At 68.3% G+C, this 18777-nt stretch carries 12 protein-coding genes; 9 read left to right on the plus strand and 3 right to left on the minus strand.

The features are described from left to right. Window positions 1-121: 121 nt before the first annotated feature. Window positions 122-1108, minus strand: a complete 987-nt coding sequence (locus AQJ67_RS16850) for an acetylxylan esterase (RefSeq protein WP_062720072.1) — start codon at window positions 1106-1108, stop codon at window positions 122-124. A 185-nt stretch (window positions 1109-1293) separates the two neighbouring features. On the opposite strand from AQJ67_RS16850, the gene AQJ67_RS16855 reads away from it, so the two are divergent. The 5 genes from AQJ67_RS16855 to AQJ67_RS16875 are packed head-to-tail and all read left to right on the plus strand — an operon-like array spanning window position 1294 to window position 7548. Next, on the plus strand, window positions 1294-2286 hold the full coding sequence (locus tag AQJ67_RS16855; RefSeq protein ID WP_062719581.1) for an ABC transporter permease: 993 nt from the start codon (window positions 1294-1296) through the stop codon (window positions 2284-2286). Further along, a complete protein-coding gene (locus AQJ67_RS16860) occupies window positions 2280-3152 on the plus strand; it encodes a carbohydrate ABC transporter permease (RefSeq protein ID WP_062719582.1) in 873 nt (290 codons plus the stop codon). The genes AQJ67_RS16855 and AQJ67_RS16860 overlap by 7 nt, the downstream gene beginning before the upstream one ends. A 36-nt stretch (window positions 3153-3188) precedes the next feature. After that, window positions 3189-4844 carry an ABC transporter substrate-binding protein gene (locus tag AQJ67_RS16865; protein ID WP_062719583.1) on the plus strand — a complete coding sequence of 552 codons (1656 nt, stop codon included), beginning with the start codon at window positions 3189-3191 and terminating at the stop codon, window positions 4842-4844. Beyond that, window positions 4841-5527, plus strand: coding sequence for a YesL family protein (locus AQJ67_RS16870; RefSeq protein WP_062719584.1), 687 nt, complete (start codon window positions 4841-4843; stop codon window positions 5525-5527). The genes AQJ67_RS16865 and AQJ67_RS16870 overlap by 4 nt, the downstream gene beginning before the upstream one ends. Further along, the gene (locus tag AQJ67_RS16875) at window positions 5524-7548 is read left to right on the plus strand and encodes a beta-galactosidase (protein ID WP_062719585.1); all 2025 of its coding nucleotides are present in this window, start codon (window positions 5524-5526) and stop codon (window positions 7546-7548) included. The genes AQJ67_RS16870 and AQJ67_RS16875 overlap by 4 nt, the downstream gene beginning before the upstream one ends. Here the strand turns inward: AQJ67_RS16875 and AQJ67_RS16880 are convergent. Then, entirely contained in the window at window positions 7542-9557 is a 2016-nt protein-coding gene (locus AQJ67_RS16880) for an alpha-glucuronidase (RefSeq protein WP_062719586.1), read from the minus strand. The two genes, AQJ67_RS16875 and AQJ67_RS16880, sit on opposite strands and share 7 nt — an antisense overlap. Window positions 9558-9576: 19 nt before the next feature. Next, window positions 9577-13386, minus strand: coding sequence for a GH92 family glycosyl hydrolase (locus AQJ67_RS16885; RefSeq protein WP_079055997.1), 3810 nt, complete (start codon window positions 13384-13386; stop codon window positions 9577-9579). A 364-nt stretch (window positions 13387-13750) separates the two neighbouring features. Between AQJ67_RS16885 and ngcE the strand changes: the two genes are divergently transcribed. The 4 genes from ngcE (at window position 13751) to AQJ67_RS16905 (ending at window position 18733) form a co-directional block, all read left to right on the plus strand. Then, window positions 13751-15217, plus strand: a complete 1467-nt coding sequence (ngcE, locus tag AQJ67_RS16890; RefSeq protein WP_062719587.1) for an N-acetylglucosamine/diacetylchitobiose ABC transporter substrate-binding protein — start codon at window positions 13751-13753, stop codon at window positions 15215-15217. Between the two features lie 49 nt (window positions 15218-15266). After that, entirely contained in the window at window positions 15267-16190 is a 924-nt protein-coding gene (locus AQJ67_RS16895) for a carbohydrate ABC transporter permease (RefSeq protein WP_062719588.1), read from the plus strand. Window positions 16191-16390: 200 nt separating this feature from the next. Continuing rightward, the gene (locus AQJ67_RS16900) at window positions 16391-17323 is read left to right on the plus strand and encodes a carbohydrate ABC transporter permease (protein WP_062719589.1); all 933 of its coding nucleotides are present in this window, start codon (window positions 16391-16393) and stop codon (window positions 17321-17323) included. Between the two features lie 210 nt (window positions 17324-17533). After that, complete coding sequence (locus AQJ67_RS16905; RefSeq protein ID WP_048583725.1) at window positions 17534-18733, plus strand: ROK family transcriptional regulator; 1200 nt, start codon at window positions 17534-17536, stop codon at window positions 18731-18733. Window positions 18734-18777: the final 44 nt, after the last annotated feature.

The following is an 18777-nucleotide window of genomic DNA, read 5'->3' on the forward strand; positions in this document are numbered from 1 at the left end:
GGGCGACAACGTTGTCGGAATGGTCTGCGCATGACTCTATCGCCTCAACGGACAACGACGTCAAGCCAGTTGCTCTGCGCGCGCTCCCACCCCACGTCGCTGCTGCTCTGAAGGCCTCCTGTCACTCCAGCACTTCGGCCAGCCAGTCCAGTTGGCGGCGTACGTGCACCGCGTCGCCGCCCTCGTGGCCGTTGAACCGATAGGGGTGGATCTCCTTGCGCGGCTCGGTGCCCGACAGTTCCGCGTAGCGGTTGAAGGCGCCGTAGGCCCCGCTGGGCGGGCACACCGTGTCGCGCAGGCCGACGCCGAAGTGGGCCGGGGCGTGGGCGCGGCGGGCGAAGGAGATCCCCTCCAGGTAGGAGAGCGTGGTGTAAGCGGCCCGCTCCGCGTCCCGGTGCACCGAGAGGTACGCGGCGATCTCGCCGTACGGCGACGCGTCGGTGAGGTCGAGGGCGCGGCGGATGCCGCACAGGAACGGGGCGGTGGCCAGGAGTGCGGTGAGGCCGGGGACGAGCCCGGCGACGGCGAGCGCGAGTCCGCCGCCCTGGCTGTTGCCGACGGCCGCGACGCGGGTGCCGTCGACGCCGGGCAGGGCGCGGACCGCGTCGACCGCGCGTACCGCGTCGGTGATCAGCCGCCGGTAGTGGTGGTCCCGGGGTGAGAGCAGGCCGCGTACCGCAGGGCCGGGGCCGCCCGGTGCCGTGGCGTGCGGGTCGGGGGTGGCGCCGCCGTTGCCGTACTGGTCGCCCTGGCCCCTGTTGTCCATCAGCAGATGCGCGTACCCGGCGCTCACCCAGGTCAGCCGCTCATGCGGGAGACCGCGGCCCCGGCCGTAGCCGGCGTACTCGACGACGGCCGGCAGGGGTTCGCGTACCCCGGCTGGTCTGCTGAACCAGGCCCGCACCGGGTCGCCGGCGAACCCGCGGAAGGTCACGTCCCAGGTCTCGGTGAGCCGCAGGCCCGTCTCCACCGGTTCGCACGCCACCAACACCTCGTTCCGGTCCGCCTCCTTGAGGGTGTCGTGCCAGAACTCGTCGAAGTCGGCGGGCTCCTGGAGGTCGGGTCGGTAGCGCTCCAGGTCCGTCAACGGCAGGTCGAACGCGGGCAACATGGCCTCCGATTGTTGCGCTTCGTCATCAGAATGTTTCGTAACTTCCGGCTCGTCCCGGTACCGGCCTCCTCAACTGGCGTTCCCTGTCAGCCCCATTGACAGCCATTACACCCGCCCCTAACCTCGCCGCAAAGTTGCCGGTACGACTCCGAAACTTTCGGTGCCACCGGGAGGCCACCTGCATGAGCACGTCCACCAGATCGGCTCCACCGCCCGGCACCCAGGAGCCACCGCCGACCAAGGCACCACGCCGCCCCGGGCGGCGGACGCCACGCACCGGATGGCGGCGGGCGCTGCGCCGGGACTGGCAGCTGTACTCGCTCGCCGTGCTGCCGCTGCTGTTCTTCCTCGTCTTCCGCTATCTGCCGATGATCGGCAACGTGATCGCCTTCCGGCGCTTCGAACCGGGCGGCTCGATCTTCGGCGAGCAGTGGGTGGGCCTGCGCTATGTCGAGATGTTCCTCAGCGACCCCACCTTCTGGCAGGTCTTCCGCAACACCCTCTGGCTCGGCGGACTCACCCTCGTCTTCTGCTTCCCGATCCCGATCGTGCTCGCCCTGCTGCTGAACGAGGTGCGCAGGCGCTCACTGAAACGGTTCGTGCAGTCGGTGTCGTATCTGCCGCACTTCCTGTCGATCGTGATCGTCGCGGGCATCACCCTGCAGATGCTCGCCACGGACGGCCCGATCAACCACGCGCTGGGCTGGTTCGGCCACGACCCGATCCGGTTCATCCAGGAACCCGAGTGGTTCCGCACCGTCTACGTCGGCTCCGAGATCTGGCAGACCGCCGGCTGGGGCACGATCCTCTACCTCGCCGCGCTCACCACCATCGACGAGGACCTCTACGAGGCCGCCCGCATCGACGGCGCCAACCGCTGGCAGCAGATCTGGCACGTCACCCTGCCCGGCATCCGCCCCACCATGATCACGCTGCTGATCCTCAACATCGGCACCTTCATGGCCGTCGGCTTCGAGAAGGTCCTGCTGCTGTACAACCCGTTGACCTATCCGAAGGCCGACGTGATCTCGACCTACCTCTACCGCGCGGGCGTCGAGTCCAACAGCTTCAGCTACGCCGCCGCCATCGGCCTGTTCGAGGCGATCATCGGCCTGGTCCTCATCACGTCCGCCAACACGCTCTCGCGCCGCACAGTGGGGACCAGCCTGTGGTGAAGCCGAGCCGTTCCTACCGGGTCTTCCAGGGCGTCAACGGTGTCGTCCTCACCCTGGTCGTGATCGTCACCCTGTACCCGTTCGTCAACATCATCGCCCGCTCGTTCAGTGCCGAGCGGCAGATCAGGGCCGGTGAAGTGACCCTGTGGCCCGAGGGGTTCAACCTCACCACGTACAAGATCGTGTTCCAGGACGCCATGTTCTGGCGGAACTACGGCAACACCGTGCTGTACACCGTGGTCGCCACCGCCGTCGCCATGATCCTGACCACCTGTTACGCCTACGTCCTGTCGAAGAAGCAACTCAAGGGGCGCGGCGTCCTGGTCGGGGTCGCCGTCTTCACCATGTTCTTCACCGGCGGCCTGATCCCCAACTACGTCCTCGTCACGAGCCTCGGCCTGAAGAACAGCGTCTGGGCCATCGCGCTCCCCAACGCCATCAGCGTGTTCAACCTGCTGGTCATGAAGGCCTTCTTCGAGAGCCTGCCGACCGAACTGGAGGAGGCCGCGCAGATCGACGGCCTGAGCACGTACGGCATCCTGCTGCGGATCGTGCTCCCCCTGTCGAAGGCGGTCGTCGCGACGATGGTGCTGTTCTACTCGGTGTCGTTCTGGAACTCCTGGTTCAGCGCCTTCCTCTACATGGACAAGTCCGAGCTGATGCCGGTCACCGTCTATCTGCGCAACCTCATCTCCGGCGCGACCACGGGCGGCAACGCGGGCGCCGCCGACGCGCAGCTCAGCCAGGTCGGCGCGAACATCCAGGCGGTCACGATCGTGCTGACCTCGCTGCCCATCCTCTGTGTCTATCCGTTCGTCCAGCGCTACTTCGTCTCGGGCGTGATGCTCGGCGCGGTCAAGGGCTGACGGTCCAGGGCTACCAAGGGAGTAACCGTGTCATCCGTGCACAACGCAGGCCAGCTGTCACGGCGTCAGATCCTCGCCGCCGCCGGTTTCATCGGACTCGCCACCCTGACCGGATGCGGCAGCGGCGACGACGGCGGGGACTCCAAGGACCTGTCGAAGAAGAGAGACGGCGCCATGAAGGACTACCGCGTCGGCCAGCAGTTCAAGGCGACCAAGGCGCTCTCCTTCTCAATCCTGCACAACAACAACCCGGTCTACCCGATGAAGGACGGCTGGCTGTTCTGGAAGGAGCTCACCCGGCGCACCGGCGTCACCTTCGAGCCCGTCGCCGTGCCCCTGGTCGACTACGAGAAGAAGCGCAGCGTGCTGATCGGCTCGGGCGACGCCCCGTTCCTGATACCCAAGACGTACCACCCCGCCGAGGTCGCGTTCGTGTCGTCGGGCGCGGTCCTCCCGGTCAGCGACTACACGCACCTCATGCCCAACTTCCGGGATAAGGTCAAGCGTTGGAAGCTGGAGCCGGAGCTCGACTCCATCCGGCAGTCCGACGGCAAGTTCTATCTGCTGCCCGGCCTGCACGAGAAGCCCAGATCCGGCTACTCGCTGGCGCTGCGCACCGACGTCCTCGACCGGCTCGGACTGAGCCTGCCCACCACCTGGGACGAGGTGTACGAGGTCTTCAAGGCGATCAAGGCGGAGTACCCGGACCGCTACCCGTTCTCCGACCGCTGGAGCAAGAACACGCCCTACCCGGCCGCCGCCCTCTTCAGCTACCTCGGCCAGGCCTACGGCGTCCGCGCCGGATGGACGTACGACAACATCGACTGGGACGCGGACGCGGGGAAGTTCGTCTTCACCGGGGCGACGGACGCCTACCGGCAGCTGATCGAGTACGTGCGCAAGCTGGTCGCCGAGAAGCTGGTGGACCCGGAGAGCTTCACCCAGACCGACGACGAGGCCGCGCAGAAGCTGCTGGGCGAGAAGTCCTTCGCGATCAGCGCCAACCCGCAGGTCCTGGTGCAGGAGTACCGGTTCAACCTGGAGAAGCAGGTCAAGGGCGCCAAGATCGAGATGATCCCGGTGCCGCTCGGGCCCGCCGGTCCGGTGGTGCTGGGCGGAGTCCGGCTGGAGAACGGCATCATGATCTCCAGCGAGGCCCTCAAGAGCGACAGCTTCGTCGCGATGATGCAGTTCGTGGACTGGCTGTGGTACTCGGACGAGGGTCAGCGGTTCGCGCGCTGGGGCGTCGAGGGCGTCACCTACACCCACTCCGGCGACCAGTACCAGCCCAAGCCCGGCATCAGCCTCATGGGCTCCGACCCGGACGCCCCCAAGGACATGCAGAAGGACTACGGCTTCTACAACGGTGTCTTCACCTACGGCGGCAGCTGGGAACTCGTCTCCTCCATGTTCAGCCCCGACGAGAAGAAGTTCCAGGACGCCATGTCCCAGCGCGAACAGACACCCATCGCCCCGGCCCATCCGCTCCAGTCCTTCGAGCAGGAACAGGCGTCCCTGTGGGAGACCCCGCTCAGGGACCACGTCACCCAGAACACCCTCAAGTTCGTCCTCGGCAAACGCCCCCTGTCCGAATGGGACGCGTACGTCGCCGAGCTGAAGGCGAAGAACATGGAGAAGTTCGTCGACCTGCACAACGCGGCGTACGAACGCTTCAAGAAGGACAACGGGTGAGCAGCGGCGCGCCCACGGCCGACTTCGGCGCGGGAGCCCTCTCCCGCGCCGCCGCCCTGATCCACACCCTGGTCACCGTCGAGGCCTTGCTGCTCCTCGCCGCCGCACCCGGATTCGCCGGCCTGCTCCTGGTCGGCCCCGACCCGGCCAACCTGCCCCTGGCCGCCGTATGCCTGCTGCCGCTCGGCCCGGCCCTGTCCGCCGCCCTGTACGCCCTGCACCACCGCAGCCGGGACCTCACCGAACTGCACCCGGCCCGGACCTACGCACGCGGCTGGCGCCTCAACGCCCTGCCCGCGCTCAAGCTCTGGACGCCGCTGCTCGCCTGGCTGACGGTCATCGCCTTCACCCTCACCCACTTCTCCGCCACCGGCCTGCCCGGCTGGTGGGCGGTCCTGCTCGGTGTGATCGGCGTCGGCTCCCTGCTGTGGGGCGCGCACGCGTTGCTCCTCACCTCCCTGTTCACCTTCCGCACCCGTGACACCGCCCGCCTCGCCGCCTACTTCCTGGTCCGGCACGCCCGCACCACCCTCGCCGCCGCCTCCCTGCTCGTCCTGGTGGCCGCGTCGACCGCCCTGCTGACCGAGGCCCTGCCCGCCCTGCTGGCCGCCCCGCTGCTGCTCTCCCTGCTGCACAGCAGTCGCCCGGTGATCGCCGAGACCCAGGAGGACTTCACCGCATGACAGCGCCGCGCACCCCGAAGATCCCGTACGGCGGCGACTACAACCCCGAGCAGTGGCCCGAGCCGGTCTGGGACGACGACCACCGCCTGTTCACGCAGGCCGGCATCGACACCTTCACGGTCGGCGTCTTCTCCTGGTCCCTCACCCAACCCGCCCCCGACACCTACGACTTCACGGTCCTCGACCGCGTCCTGGACCGCGCGGCCACCGAGAACCGCCGGATCTGCCTGGCCACCGGCACCGCCGCCCTCCCGCCCTGGCTCGCCAAGCGGCACCCCGAGGTCAACCGCACCGACTTCGAGGGCCGCCGCCACCGCTACGGCCAGCGCCACAACTTCTGCCCCAGCTCACCGGCGTACCGCGACCACGCCACCGCCATGGCGGCCCGCCTCGCCGAACGCTACGCCGATCACCCCGCACTGCTGGCCTGGCACATCAACAACGAGTACGGCGGCGCCTGCTACTGCGACCTGTGCGCCGAGGCCTTCCGGGAGTGGCTCCAGCGCAGGTACGGCACCCTCGACGCCCTCAACGACGCCTGGTGGTCGACCTTCTGGTCCCACCGCTTCACCGACTTCGCGGAGATCGAGCCCCCGAGCGCCCTCACCGAGCACTGGCGCGGCCCCGACCACACCGCGTTCCAGGGCATCACCCTCGACTACTTCCGCTTCACCACCGACGCCCTCCTCGGCTGCTTCCTCGCCGAGAAGGAGGTGATCCGCGCCCACGACCAGGACACACCCGTCACCACCAACTTCATGGGCATGTTTCGCCCCCTCGACTACCACCGCTGGGCGCCCCACCTCGACTTCGCGTCCTGGGACAGCTACCCGCCCCTCGACGCCCCGCCGACCTGGCCCGCCCTCGCCCACGACCTGATGCGCGGCCTGAAGGACGGCGCGCCGTTCTGGCTGATGGAGCAGACCCCCTCCACCACGGCCTGCCGTGACGTCAACCCGCTCCGCCGACCGGGCGAGTTGCGGCTGGCCACCCTCCAGGCCGTCGCCCACGGCGCCGACGCCGCCCTCTACTTCCAGATGCGCGCCTCCCGCGGTGCCTGCGAGAAGTACCACGGCGCGGTGATCGGCCACGCGGGCCGGGACGACACCCGGGTCTTCCGTGAAGTGGCCGAACTGGGAAGGGAGTTGGAGGCTCTGGGTGACGCGACTCTCGGCGCCCGCACCCCGGCCCGCACCGCCCTGCTCTTCGACTGGGACAGCTGGTGGGCCCTGGAGATCTCCGACGGCCCCTCCCGGCTGGTCCGGTACCAGGAGGTGGTCCACGCCTACTACCGGGCCGCCCGCGAGGCCGGCGCGGACGTGGACGTCGTCCCGGTCACGGCCGACCTCACGGCGTACGACGTGCTCCTCGCCCCCGTCCTGCACATGGTCAAGGGCGACCTCGCGGAGCGTCTGGAGGCCGTCGCGGCGCGCGGCGGCACGGTCCTGACGACCTTCCTCTCAGGCCGCGTCGACGAACACGACCGCGCGTTCCCCACGGACGTGCCCGGCCCGCTCGCGCCTCTGATGGGCGTCCGTGTCGACGAGTGGGACTCCCGGGCACGGGACTTCGTGCAGCCCGTCCGGCTGGGGGAGCTGACCTGTGAGGCCCGCCTGCTCTTCGAGATCGTGCTGCCGCGCGGCGCCGAACCGGTCGGCACCTATGGCACCGACTTCTACGCCGGCACCCCGGCCGTGACCCGGAACCGCTTCGGCGGGAGCGGAGGCGAAGGCTGGTATGTCGCCACCGCCCTCGACCAGCCCGGCGTCGACTGGATCGTCCGCCGCATCCTGACCCGCCACGACCTGCTCGGCCCCTACGCCGACCACCCCGCCCTGGAGACCGCGACCCGGGTCGCCCCCGACGGCACCCGCCTCCACTTCCTCCTCAACCACGCCCCGGAGCCGGCCCACCTCACCGCCCACACCACCGCGACCGACCTGCTGACCGGCAAGCGGATCGAGGAGGGCGAGCCCCTGACCCTCGACCCGCTCGGCACAGTGATCCTCCGCGGTCAGTAGATGCGGCGCCCATGTGCGTCGGCCACACCTGACTTGCGGAAGAAGTAGCTGTTGACCTGATCGCGCCACTCGCGGGCACTGCGGAGCTGCTCCTCGAACCGCTCCGTCACCCGCGCATGGCGCGCCGGGTCCACGAGATCCACCAGCGAGGCCCACACCCCCAGCGCCGCCTCCACCTCCTCCACGCCCTCGAAGTGCGTGTCGTAGATGTGCTGGATCACCGTCTTGCCGCTGTGCAGCATGTGCTCGTACGACATGTGGTGGAAGAACAGCAGCAGCTCGTCGGGGCAGGTCTCCGGCGACTCGTACACCTCGGCCCACGGCTTGGCGTACTGCCCCGCGAACCCGGTTCCCGTCGCCACGCTCCGGTCGACGCCGATGCCGTCGCGGTCGGCGAAGTGGTAGGTGCCCCAAGGGCTGTACTCGTAGCCGTCCACGCTCGGCCCGTAGTGGTGGCCGGGCTGCACCATCCAGCCGACCCCGAGCGGCGCCGTGTACTTCTCGTACGTCCGCCAGGAGTGGGACAGCACCGCGTAGACGCCGGCCTCCAGCCGCGCGCTCTCCTCGGATCTCGTGGGTGTGTAGGTCAGCCTGATCCACTCGTCCAGGAGCCCGTAGGGATTCGCGTCCGGCTGCCAGGCCAGCCGCCCGAAGGTGTAGAGGTTCGCCTGGGCCAGCGGATGCCCGGTCCAGAACGGGTCGTCACCGACGTTCGACACGGCGACGAGCCCCCCGCGCGCCAACTCCCCGACCGTGGACTCCCCGTCCGCCCGGAACCGCAGCGCCTCGCTCCACATCGGCCCCAGCCAGCACACATGCCGCTGCTGCCCGGTGTACTCCTGCGTGGCCTGCACCTCCACCGCCAGCCGGGTACCCGGCATCGCGCCGATCAGCGGCGAGATGGGCTCCCGCACCTGGAAGTCCATCGGCCCGTGCTTCACCTGGAGCACGGCATTGGGGGCGAACTGCCCGTCCAGCGGAACGAAATGGTCGTACGCGGCACGCGCCCGGTCCGTCGTCCGGTCCCGCCAGTCCTGGCGGTGGTCGTAGACGAAGGCCCGCCAGTGCACCGTGCCGCCGGGCCCCGCGGCGGAGCCGCTATCGGATGCAGTCAGCGCTGCCGCCAGCATGTTCGCGCCGTCCGCGTGACTGCGGCCGTACGCGAACGGCCCCGGCTGGCCCTCGGAGTCGGCCTTGACCACGTACCCGCCGAAGTCGGGAATCGCCTCGTACACCCGCGAGGTCGTCTGCGCCCACCAGTCGCGCACGCCCTCGTCCAGCGGATCGGCCGTCGGCAGCCCGCCCAGCACCATGGGCGCCGCGAAGGTCACCGACAAGTGGACGCGGATGCCGTACGGCCGCAACGCGTCGGCGATGGCGGCGACTTCGCCGATCCGGTCGGTGAGCAGACGGGCCTCGACCGCGTGCACGTTGACGTTGTTCACGGCCACGGCGTTGATCCCGCAGGCCGCGAGCAGCCTGCCGTAGGCCCGCACCCGGCCCAGCAGCTCGCCGCGCGCCCGGCCGTCCGCCCAGAACAGCGAGCCGCCGGCGTATCCGCGCTCCACCTGGCCCATCACCGGGTGCACGGCCACGTTGTCCCAGTGGTCCAGCATCCGCAGCGCGACGGCGGGACGGTGGGCCTGCTTCTGCCGGTCCTGGGTGAACGCGCGCTCACCGAGCCGCACGACGTGGAACAGCCCGTACAGCAGCCCCGTCTGACCGAACGCGGTGACGTGTGTGACGCCGTTCTCGCGCCGGCAGGTGAACCCCTCGGAGCCGAGGCCCTCGGGGCCGGTCAGTTCGAGCACCAGGTCGTACGCCGTGCCGTCCGCGCCCGCGTCCGCGCCCGCGTCACGCACCACCCGCCCCCCGAACCGCCGGCAGGCCTCCGCCACCTCCCCGTGCACCGTGTCCACCAACGGACCCGCGCCACGGATCAGCGTCCGCCGGGTGCCGATCGGCCGGAACGCCCCGTCCGGCAGCCAGGCCGGATCGACACCCTGCATGAGACCCCAACTCCCTTTGTCAGCCGAGCAGTTCGACCTCTGCCAGCACCGCCTCGCCGTCGAGCACCAGGCGATACTTCCCGTACGTACCCGGTGACCCCACGGAGAACGCCCGTGTCTGCCGGTCCCAGGTGAAGGATGCCCCGGAGCGCCGGTCGAGGGTCCGCCACGTCGCCCCGTCGTCCTTCGCCCCCTGGAGGGTCCAGCCGGTCGGCGCCTTCGTCCGGTCCGACGGCGACGTCAGGGTGTACTGCACGGCCTTGGCACCGCCCTCGGACAACGGCAGCTCCACCGACGTGACGCTCGCCTCCGTCCCCGAGGTGTTGTCGAACAGTGCCCCGTCACCCTTCAGCACGTCCGCGCGGGGCGTCGGCACCTCGTCGTCCTTGGTGATGGAGACCGGCGCCGCGTTCTTGCCGGTGCCCCAGGACGAGGGGTTCGGCCCCATGTCGAACTCCAGGACCCCGCCCTTCGCGATCAGCGAGTGGGGGAGCGCAGTCGACCTCCAGGGAACGCCGTTGACCCTCAGGCCCTGGACGTACACGTTGCGGGCGCTGTTCCCGGGCGCCTTCACGACCAGCTTCCGGCCGTTCTCCAGCTGGACCGTCGCCTTGGTGAACAGGGGCGACCCGATGGCGTACTCGCCGCTGCCCATCACCAGCGGGTAGAAGCCCAGCGCGGAGAACAGGTACCAGGCCGACTGCTCGCCGTTGTCCTCGTCACCGTGGTAGCCCTGCCCGATCTCGCTGCCGACGTACAGCCGCGACAGCACCTCACGGACGTTCTTCTGCGTCTTCCAGGGCTGACCCGCCGCGTTGTACATGTAGTTCGCGTGATGGGCGACCTGGTTGGAGTGGCCGTACATGCCCATCCGGACGTCCCGCGCCTCCGTCATCTCATGGATGACGCCGCCGTAGGAGCCGACGAAGTCGGGCGAGGCCGTCTCCGGGGTGGCGAAGTACTCGTCGAGCTTGTCGGCGAGGCCGCCGCGGCCGCCGTAGAGGTTGGCGAGGCCCCGGCTGTCCTGCGGGGCGGTGAAGGCGTAGCCCCAGCCGTTGGTCTCCGTGTAGTCGTAGCCCCACACACGCGGGTCGTACTTCGAGGACTCGACGCGCCAGTCGCCCTTCGCGTCCCGGCCCTGGAAGAAGCCGGCCTCGGAGTCGAACAGGTTGACGTAGTCCCGGGCGCGGTTGAGGAAGTAAGCGGACTCCTCCTTGTACCGCCTGTCGCCGGTCTTCTTGTACAGGGCCTGGCCCATCCGCGCGATGCCGTAGTCGTTGAGGTAGCCCTCCAGCGCCCACGACAGGCCCTCGTGCGTCTCGGTGCTCGTGTAGCCGAGGAAGGGCGAGGTCTCCATGCCCTTGCGGCCCACACCGGACGACGGGGGCACCACGGTCGCGTTCTTCACGGCCGCGTCGTACGCCGACCTCGCGTCGAAGTCGACGCCCTTGACGTAGGCGTCCGCGAAGGCGACGTCCGAGGAGGTGCCGGTCATCAGGTCGGCGTAGCCGGGGGAGGACCAGCGGGAGGTCCAGCCGCCGTCCTTGTACTGCTGCACGAAGCCGTCGACCATCTCGCCCGCCTGGCTCGGCGTGAGCAGCGAGTACGCCGGCCAGGTGGTCCGGTAGGTGTCCCAGAAGCCGTTGTTGACGTACACCTTGCCGTCCACGATCTTCGCGCCGGTGTGCGTCGGCGTGTCCGGACCCGGCATCGGCGAGAACGGGGACGCGTACCGGTCCTTCCCGTCGACCTTCTCGAAGCCCGAGTTCGGGTACAGGTACAGCCGGTACAGGCTGGAGTACAGCGTCGTCAGCTGGTCCGGCGTCGCGCCCTCCACCTCGACCTTGCCGAGCAGCCGGTCCCACTGGCGCTGGGCGCGCGCCTTCACCGTCTCGAAGGAGGCGCCGTCGACCTCCTGACGCAGGTTGTCCTTCGCCTGGTCGACGCTGATGAGGGAGGTGGCGAGGCGGAGCGTGACCGTACGGTCGTCACCTGCGTCGAAACGCAGGTGGCCCTTCACCCCGCCGGCGGAACCGTCGGTCACCGGCTTGTCGAACTCGCCGTACACGAACAGCCGGGTCGCACCCGTCGACAGCCCGGACTTCACGTCCGAGTAGCCCGTGAACGTCCCGCTGTCCTTGTCGAGCGTGAGCCCCGCCTGGTCCGTCACGTTGTCGAAGAGCACGCTCGCGTCGTCACCCGGGTAGGTGAAGCGCAGCACCGCCGCGTGGTCGGTCGGCGCCATCTCCGCCTTGAGCCCGTTCTCGAACCGCACGCCGTAGTAGTACGGCCGCGCGGTCTCGTTCTCGTGCCGGAAGGCCAGCTCACGCGCCTCACGCCCGCTGTCCGGGGTGCCGGCGGCGGCCGACGGCATCACCTGGAAGGTCTGCCGGTCACCCATCCAGGGGCTCGGCTCATGGCTGGCGCTGAACGCCTGGATCGTCGGCAGGTTGTCGGCGTTGTTGGCCCGGGCGTAGTCGTACAGCCAGCTCAGCGAGCCCGCGTTCGTCACCGGCGTCCAGAAGTTGAAGCCGTGCGGCACGGCGGTCGCCGGGAAGTTGTTGCCGCGTGAGAAGCCGCCGCTGGAGAGGGTGCCACGGGTGGTGAGCGCGTAGTCGGACGGGTGCGCCTTCGGCTTCTCCGGCGCTACGGCCTTCAGCGCGATGTCGTCCAGCCAGCCCCGGAACTTCGCCGGGCCCGTGGGGGAGTCGTAGGCCACCAGGATCCGGTCGACGGTCTTGCCGGCCGCGACCGACCCGATGCGCGAGGCCACGTTGTTCCACTGGTTGACGTACAGGACCTTCGCCGCGCCCTGCCCGCGCGGCGACAGGGCGAAGCCGTGCTGGTCGGTGGCGCCGAGGTCGCTCAGATGGGTGCCGTCGGTGAAGGCGAGGTCGACGGAGACGTTCGTGGCGTCGTAGTCGCGGTCGCCGTCCGCCATCGCCGGGAAGATCCGGTAGGACAGGCGGGTTTCGCGGCCGACGGCCACGTTCACGTCGTAGACCTTGTTGTACGAGTACGCCTTCCCGTCCGCCGTATGCCGGCCGGCGTAGCGCAGCGCCCGCTTGCCGGTGAAGCCGGCGCCCGCCTTGGCGGTCGGCGAGCCGCTCGGGCCGCGGTCGACGAGGGAGAGCATGTCCTGCGGGACCGGGCCGTCGCCGCCGCCCGTGGAGAACTGGACGTCGGCGAGCTGGAGGATGCCGTCGGCGCCGTTGTTCCCGCCGACCTCCAGCCGGAAGTGCTGGTACTCGGCCGGCTCCGTGAGGTCGTACGTCTTCGTCTGGAACCGTTCGGCGAACGTCTCACCCGAGCGGGTGTCGAGGGTCTTCCAGTCCTTGCCGTCCGCGGAGCCCTTCAGGGTCCAGTCGCGCGGGTCCCGTTCGGCGTAGTCGTTGGCCGAGGTGAGGGCGTATTTCGCTATTCCCGCCGGTTTATCCAGGTCGAACTCGACCCACCCGGTGGGCTCGAAGACCAGCCATTTGCTGCTCGGCTCACCGTCGGTGAGATTCTCCTTCACCTCTCCGCCGCCGGTGTTCTCGCCGCTCGCCCGTACGTCCGTGACATGGTCGGTCACATTGCCCGGAATGCCGCTGCTGTAGCCGCCGTCGACGCCGGAGGCGCGCTTGGTGCCGTCCGGTGCGGTGTCGACGGTGTTGAGCCAGTCGGGTGCGGGATCGTCCGCCTCGAAGGAGGAGGTGAAACTCCGGTCGGCCGCCGCGGGAGCGGCGGGCAGGGCGACCGCCGCGCCCTGTGAGCCCACGGTCAAAGCGAAGGCGGCCGCCGACACGACCGCCGGTCCACCCCATCTGTGCCGAGCTCTCTGCTGCATAAGCGGGTACCCTCCCTGCGCACGGGACAACGTTGTCAACATCGCTGCGCAAGGAACAGTTGTGGCTCAAGTGCTCTGTCGTGTCAAGGGTGTTGGATGTGCCATTCGAGGGCAATGACAGGGATTTTTCCGCCAAGGAACACACAGGCCGCTCATATTTCCGGCAGGTCTCAACTCGGAAAAGACCACCGGGGAACCTTGCATTCGATCTTGCTCCGTTGGCGGGAAGTGGACTATACCTGTCGGCGATTCACACGATTCGCACTTCCTGCACGACCCAGCCTGCACGACCAGCTCGACCCGACCGCGGTGCCGGGAGGATCCGGTTCACCGCCTGAGTCCTGGAGAAGGCGAGGACTTGAGCATGGGATCCACTTCCGCCGAGAACCCTGAGAACAACGGCTCCGCAGGTGTGGGGCGCCGCGATCTGATCAGGCGGTCCGCCGCGCTCGGTCTGATCTCCGTTCCGACCATGGCCTTCCTGTCGGCGTGTGCCACCGGAGGTGGCGGCGGCAGCGACGAGGAGAGCAAGGCGCCCGGTGGCGCCAAGTCCGCCACCAACCCGCTCGGGGTCAAGGAGGGCACCGCGCTGGAGGCGTTCATCTTCAAGGGCGGTCTGGGCGACCAGTACGCCAAGGACGCCGAGGCCGATTACAAGGCCAAGTACAAGGCCGACGTCAAGCACACCGGCACCCAGCAGGTCGGCCCGAAGCTCACCCCGCGCTTCGCCGGCGGCAACCCCCCGGACGTCATCGACAACTCCGGCGCCGACCACCTCGACATGAACAAGCTGTCCACCCAGGGCCAGCTCCAGGACCTCAAGGCGCTGCTGGACGCGCCCTCGCTGGACGACGCGAGCAAGAAGATCTCGGACGTCATCCACCCGAGCACCATCGACAAGGGCAAGCACGGCGACACCTTCGACGTGCTCTACTACGCCTTCACCATCTACGGCACCTGGTACTCGCAGAAGGCCCTCGACGACAACGGCTGGGAATACCCCAAGTCCCTCGACGACATGGTCAAGCTCTGCGGCGAGATCAAGAAGAAGGGCATCGCGCCCTGGACGTACGCCGGAAAGTATCCGTACTACGTCCACTTCAACCTGTTCGCCCAGATCGCCAAGATCGGCGGCATGGACGGCTGGATCGCCATCGACAACCTGGAGCCGAACGCCTGGACCAGCAACGACGCCGTCAAGCAGGTCGTCGAGCACTACGAGGAGCTGGCCGCGAAGAAGTACTTCCTCGCGGGCAGCCAGGGCCTGACGCACATTCAGTCGCAGACCGCCTGGAACAAGGGCAAGGCCGTCTTCATCCCCAACGGCTCCTGGGTGGAGAACGAGGCCGCCCCGACCACGCCCAAGGACTTCCAGATGTCCGTCGGCGCCCTCTTCGACGGCTCCAGCGGCGACAAGCTGCCGCACGGCACCCTGCGTGCCGAGCCCAGCGAGCCGTACATCGTGTCCGCCAAGGGCAAGAACCCGGCCGGCGGCATGGAGCTGCTGCGCATCATGCTCTCCAAGAAGCACGCGCAGAACTTCGCCACCAAGGTCAAGTCGCTCACCTGTGTGGTCGACGCCACCGAGGGCATGACTCTCTCGCCGGGTCTGGCGTCGGCGAGCAAGGCGTTCAAGGACGCCGGCGACAACGTCATCAGCCTCCAGCTCCAGGAGTGGTACCCGTCGCTGACGGACGAGAAGATCGGCGGTCTCACGGGACAGCTGCTCGCCGGTGAGATGAAGGCCGCCGAGTGGATCAAGAGGACGCAGGAGTACTGCGACGCCGTGCGGAAGGACGACTCCGTCAAGAAGTTCCAGCGCGAGAAGTAAGAGTCCGGTCCGGCACAACGGCACTCAACGGGAAGGGCCGGGAAGCACCATGCAACACGGCAAATACCGATTCATCGTGGGCTTCCTGGCCCTGCCCGTCATCGTCTACGCGATCTTCGTGATCTCGCCGTTCGTCCAGGCGTTCCAGATCTCGATGACCGACTGGTCGGGGCTTGTCGGCACGGCGAAGTTCGTCGGATTCGAGAACTTCGAAAAGCTCTGGAACAACGAGGACTTCTGGAACGCGCTGCGGCACAACGTCTACATGCTGATCGCGGTGCCGTTCGTGACGCTGGGACTCGGCCTGTTCTTCGCCTTCATGCTCAATGTCGGCGGAAAGCGACGTAAGAACGAAGTCATCACCGGTGTCGCGGGTTCGAAGTTCTACCGGTTCGTCTTCTTCTTCCCGCAGGTCATCTCCATCACCATCATCGCCGTCATCTGGTTCAACATCTACAACCCGGACCCGCAGGACGGCATGCTCAACTCCCTGCTGGGCGCGGTCGGTCTGGACGGCTGGCAGAACGCCTGGCTGGGCGAGAAGAGCCTCGCCCTGCTGTGCATCATGGCGGTGATGATCTGGTCCCACGTCGGCTTCTACGTCGTGCTGTTCTCGGCGGCGATGGCGTCCATCCCGCGGGACATCTACGAGGCGGCGCTGCTGGACGGCGCGGGCCGCTTCCCCACCTTCTTCCGGATCACCCTGCCGCTGCTGTGGGACACCGTGCAGACCGGCTGGGTGTACATGGGCATCATCGCCCTGGACGGCTTCGCCCTGGTGCAGATCATGTCGGTCAACATGGGCGGCCCCGACGGCGCCACGGACGTCATGCCGCTGCGGCTGTATCTGACGGCGTTCCGCGACAGCCAGTTCGGCTACGCGTCCGCGATGGGCGTCGCGATGCTCATCGTCACCATGACGTTCGCAGTGCTCACCCTGCGCTTCGCGCGGCGTGAGCGGATCGAGTTCTAGGGCCTGTCCGGCGGGTCAGGCTGGAGGAAAGATGCGGAACCTCATGAACGCAGGTGAGCGGGGTCTGGTGCGTGCAGCTGCAAGGCGGAGGAGGGCGGCGACGCGGAGCGTCGGCAACCGACGACAACGCGGCAGATGTGCGTGCCAGACCCCGCGTCTCCAGCATGACCCGCTGGACAGGTCCTAGGGGGTACGGGGCGATGACGACCGACACGAACACCGGCACCGTCACCAAGGCGGACGAACCGGACCGCCCGAGCGTCAGCAAGAAGCTCGGCGCGACCGACGGCCGCAGCTCCGAGGGCGGTGTCCTGCACGTCTTCTCGCACGGCATGCTCGTCCTGTGGGCGCTGATGGTCGGCGTACCGCTGCTGTGGGTGCTGTGGAGCTCCTTCAAGACGAGCAACGGCATCCTCTCCGACCCGTGGGGGCTGCCGACCGCGCTGCACTTCGAGAACTGGGCCAACGCCTGGAACAAGGCGAACATGGGCCAGTACTTCGTCAACACCGCGATCGTGGTGGGCGGTTCGGTGATCGGCACCATGGTGCTGGGCTCGATGGCCGCCTATGTGCTGGCCCGGTTCACCTTCCCGGGCAACCGGTTCATCTACTTCATGTTCGTGGCCGGCATGTCCTTCCCGGTCTTCATGCTGGTCATCCCGCTCTTCTTCGTGCTGCGGGACTTCCCGGGCAGTTCACTGCTGGCGACCTACCAGGGGCTGATCCTGGTCTACATCGCCTATTCGCTGCCGTTCACGGTCTTCTTCATGACCGCCTTCTTCCGCACGCTGCCCACGTCGGTGGCGGAGGCCGCGCTGATCGACGGGGCGTCGCACACGCGAACGTTCTTCCAGGTGATGCTGCCGATGGCCAAGCCGGGCCTGATCAGCATCGGCATCTTCAACTTCCTGGGGCAGTGGAACCAGTACCTGCTGCCGATGGTGCTCAACCAGAACGAGGACAAGTACGTACTCACCCAGGGTCTGGCGATGATTGCCCTCCAGCAGGGCTACGAGAACGACTGGGGCGCCCTGATGGCCGGCATGATGATCGCGATGCTGCCGGTCCTGATCGTCTACTTCATCTTCCAGCGACAGGTGCAGGCGGGTCTGACGGCCGGTGCGCTGAAGTAAACGCTCTCTGTTCGCTCCAGGGTGAGCGCCGCATCACCCCACGTCACACGTGAGCCGCCCTACACCGGGGTGGCTCACGTGTGCGCGCACACACTCCCGGATCCGGTTCAACCTCTTGACGGGAGGCAACCCGAACGGCTCAGCTTAGAGTTCACTAGTTGGACACGTAACGGGGCCTCACCGAAGCGGCCCCGCGCGCAGGAGGTCGTCGTGGAGACTCCGGGGTCGCAGTCGTCGCTGCACCGAGCCAACCTGGAGCGGGTGGTCCGGGCCGTCCGGCTGGCCGGATCCCTCACCCAGGCGGAGATCGCCAGGACCACAGGGCTGTCCGCGGCGACGGTCTCCAACATCGTCCGGGAACTCAAGGACGGCGGAACGGTCGAGGTCACGCCCACATCGGCGGGTGGCCGCCGGGCCCGCAGCGTCTCGCTGAGCGGTGACGCCGGCATCGTCATAGGGGTCGACTTCGGCCATACGCATCTGCGCGTCGCGGTCGGGAACCTCGCCCACCAGGTGCTCGCCGAGGAGTCCGAACCGCTCGACGTGGACGCCTCCTCGACGCAGGGCTTCGACCGGGCCGAGGAGCTGGTCAACCGGCTGATCGAGGCGACCGGCGTCGACCGGTCCAAGATCGCCGGGGTCGGCCTCGGCGTGCCCGGCCCGATCGACGTCGAGTCCGGCACCCTCGGCTCGACCGCCATCCTGCCGGGCTGGACCGGCACCAAGCCCGCCGAGGAGCTGCGCGGCCGGCTCGGGGTGCCCGTGCACGTGGACAACGACGCCAACCTCGGCGCCCTAGGCGAGCTGGTCTGGGGCAGTGGACGGGGTGTGCGGGACCTGGCGTACATCAAGGTCGCCAGCGGTGTCGGCGCCGGTCTGGTGATCAGCGGCAAGATCTACCGGGGGCCCGGCGGCACGGCGGGAGAAATCGGGCATATTACCCTTGATGAATCCGGCCCGGTCTGCCGCTGCGGAAACCGGGGCTGTCTGGAGACCTTCGCGGCCGCGCGCTATGTGCTGCCGCTCCTCCAGTCCAGCCACGGCACGGATCTGACCATGGAGGGTGTCGTACGGCTGGCCAGGGACGGAGACCCGGGCTGTCGTCGGGTGATCGCCGACGTCGGCCGCCACATCGGCAGTGGAGTCGCGAACCTCTGCAATCTCCTGAACCCGAGCCGCGTGGTCCTCGGCGGTGATCTCGCCGAGGCCGGTGAGCTGGTCCTCGGGCCGATCCGGGAGTCCGTCGGCCGCTACGCCATCCCCAGCGCGGCGCGCCAACTGTCCGTTCTCCCCGGGGCACTTGGTGGTCGTGCGGAGGTGCTCGGAGCCCTCGCCCTCGCGCTCAGCGAGATGGGTGATTCAACCCTTTTGGACAGCACGCTGCACGCGGCCGCTCCTGCCTTCACTTAGAGAACGGATGGCACCGTTGCCAACCCGTTAAGGATTTACTTCTT

The sequence above is a fragment of the Streptomyces caeruleatus genome, from assembly GCF_001514235.1.
GTDB classification, from domain to species: Bacteria; Actinomycetota; Actinomycetes; order Streptomycetales; family Streptomycetaceae; genus Streptomyces; species Streptomyces caeruleatus.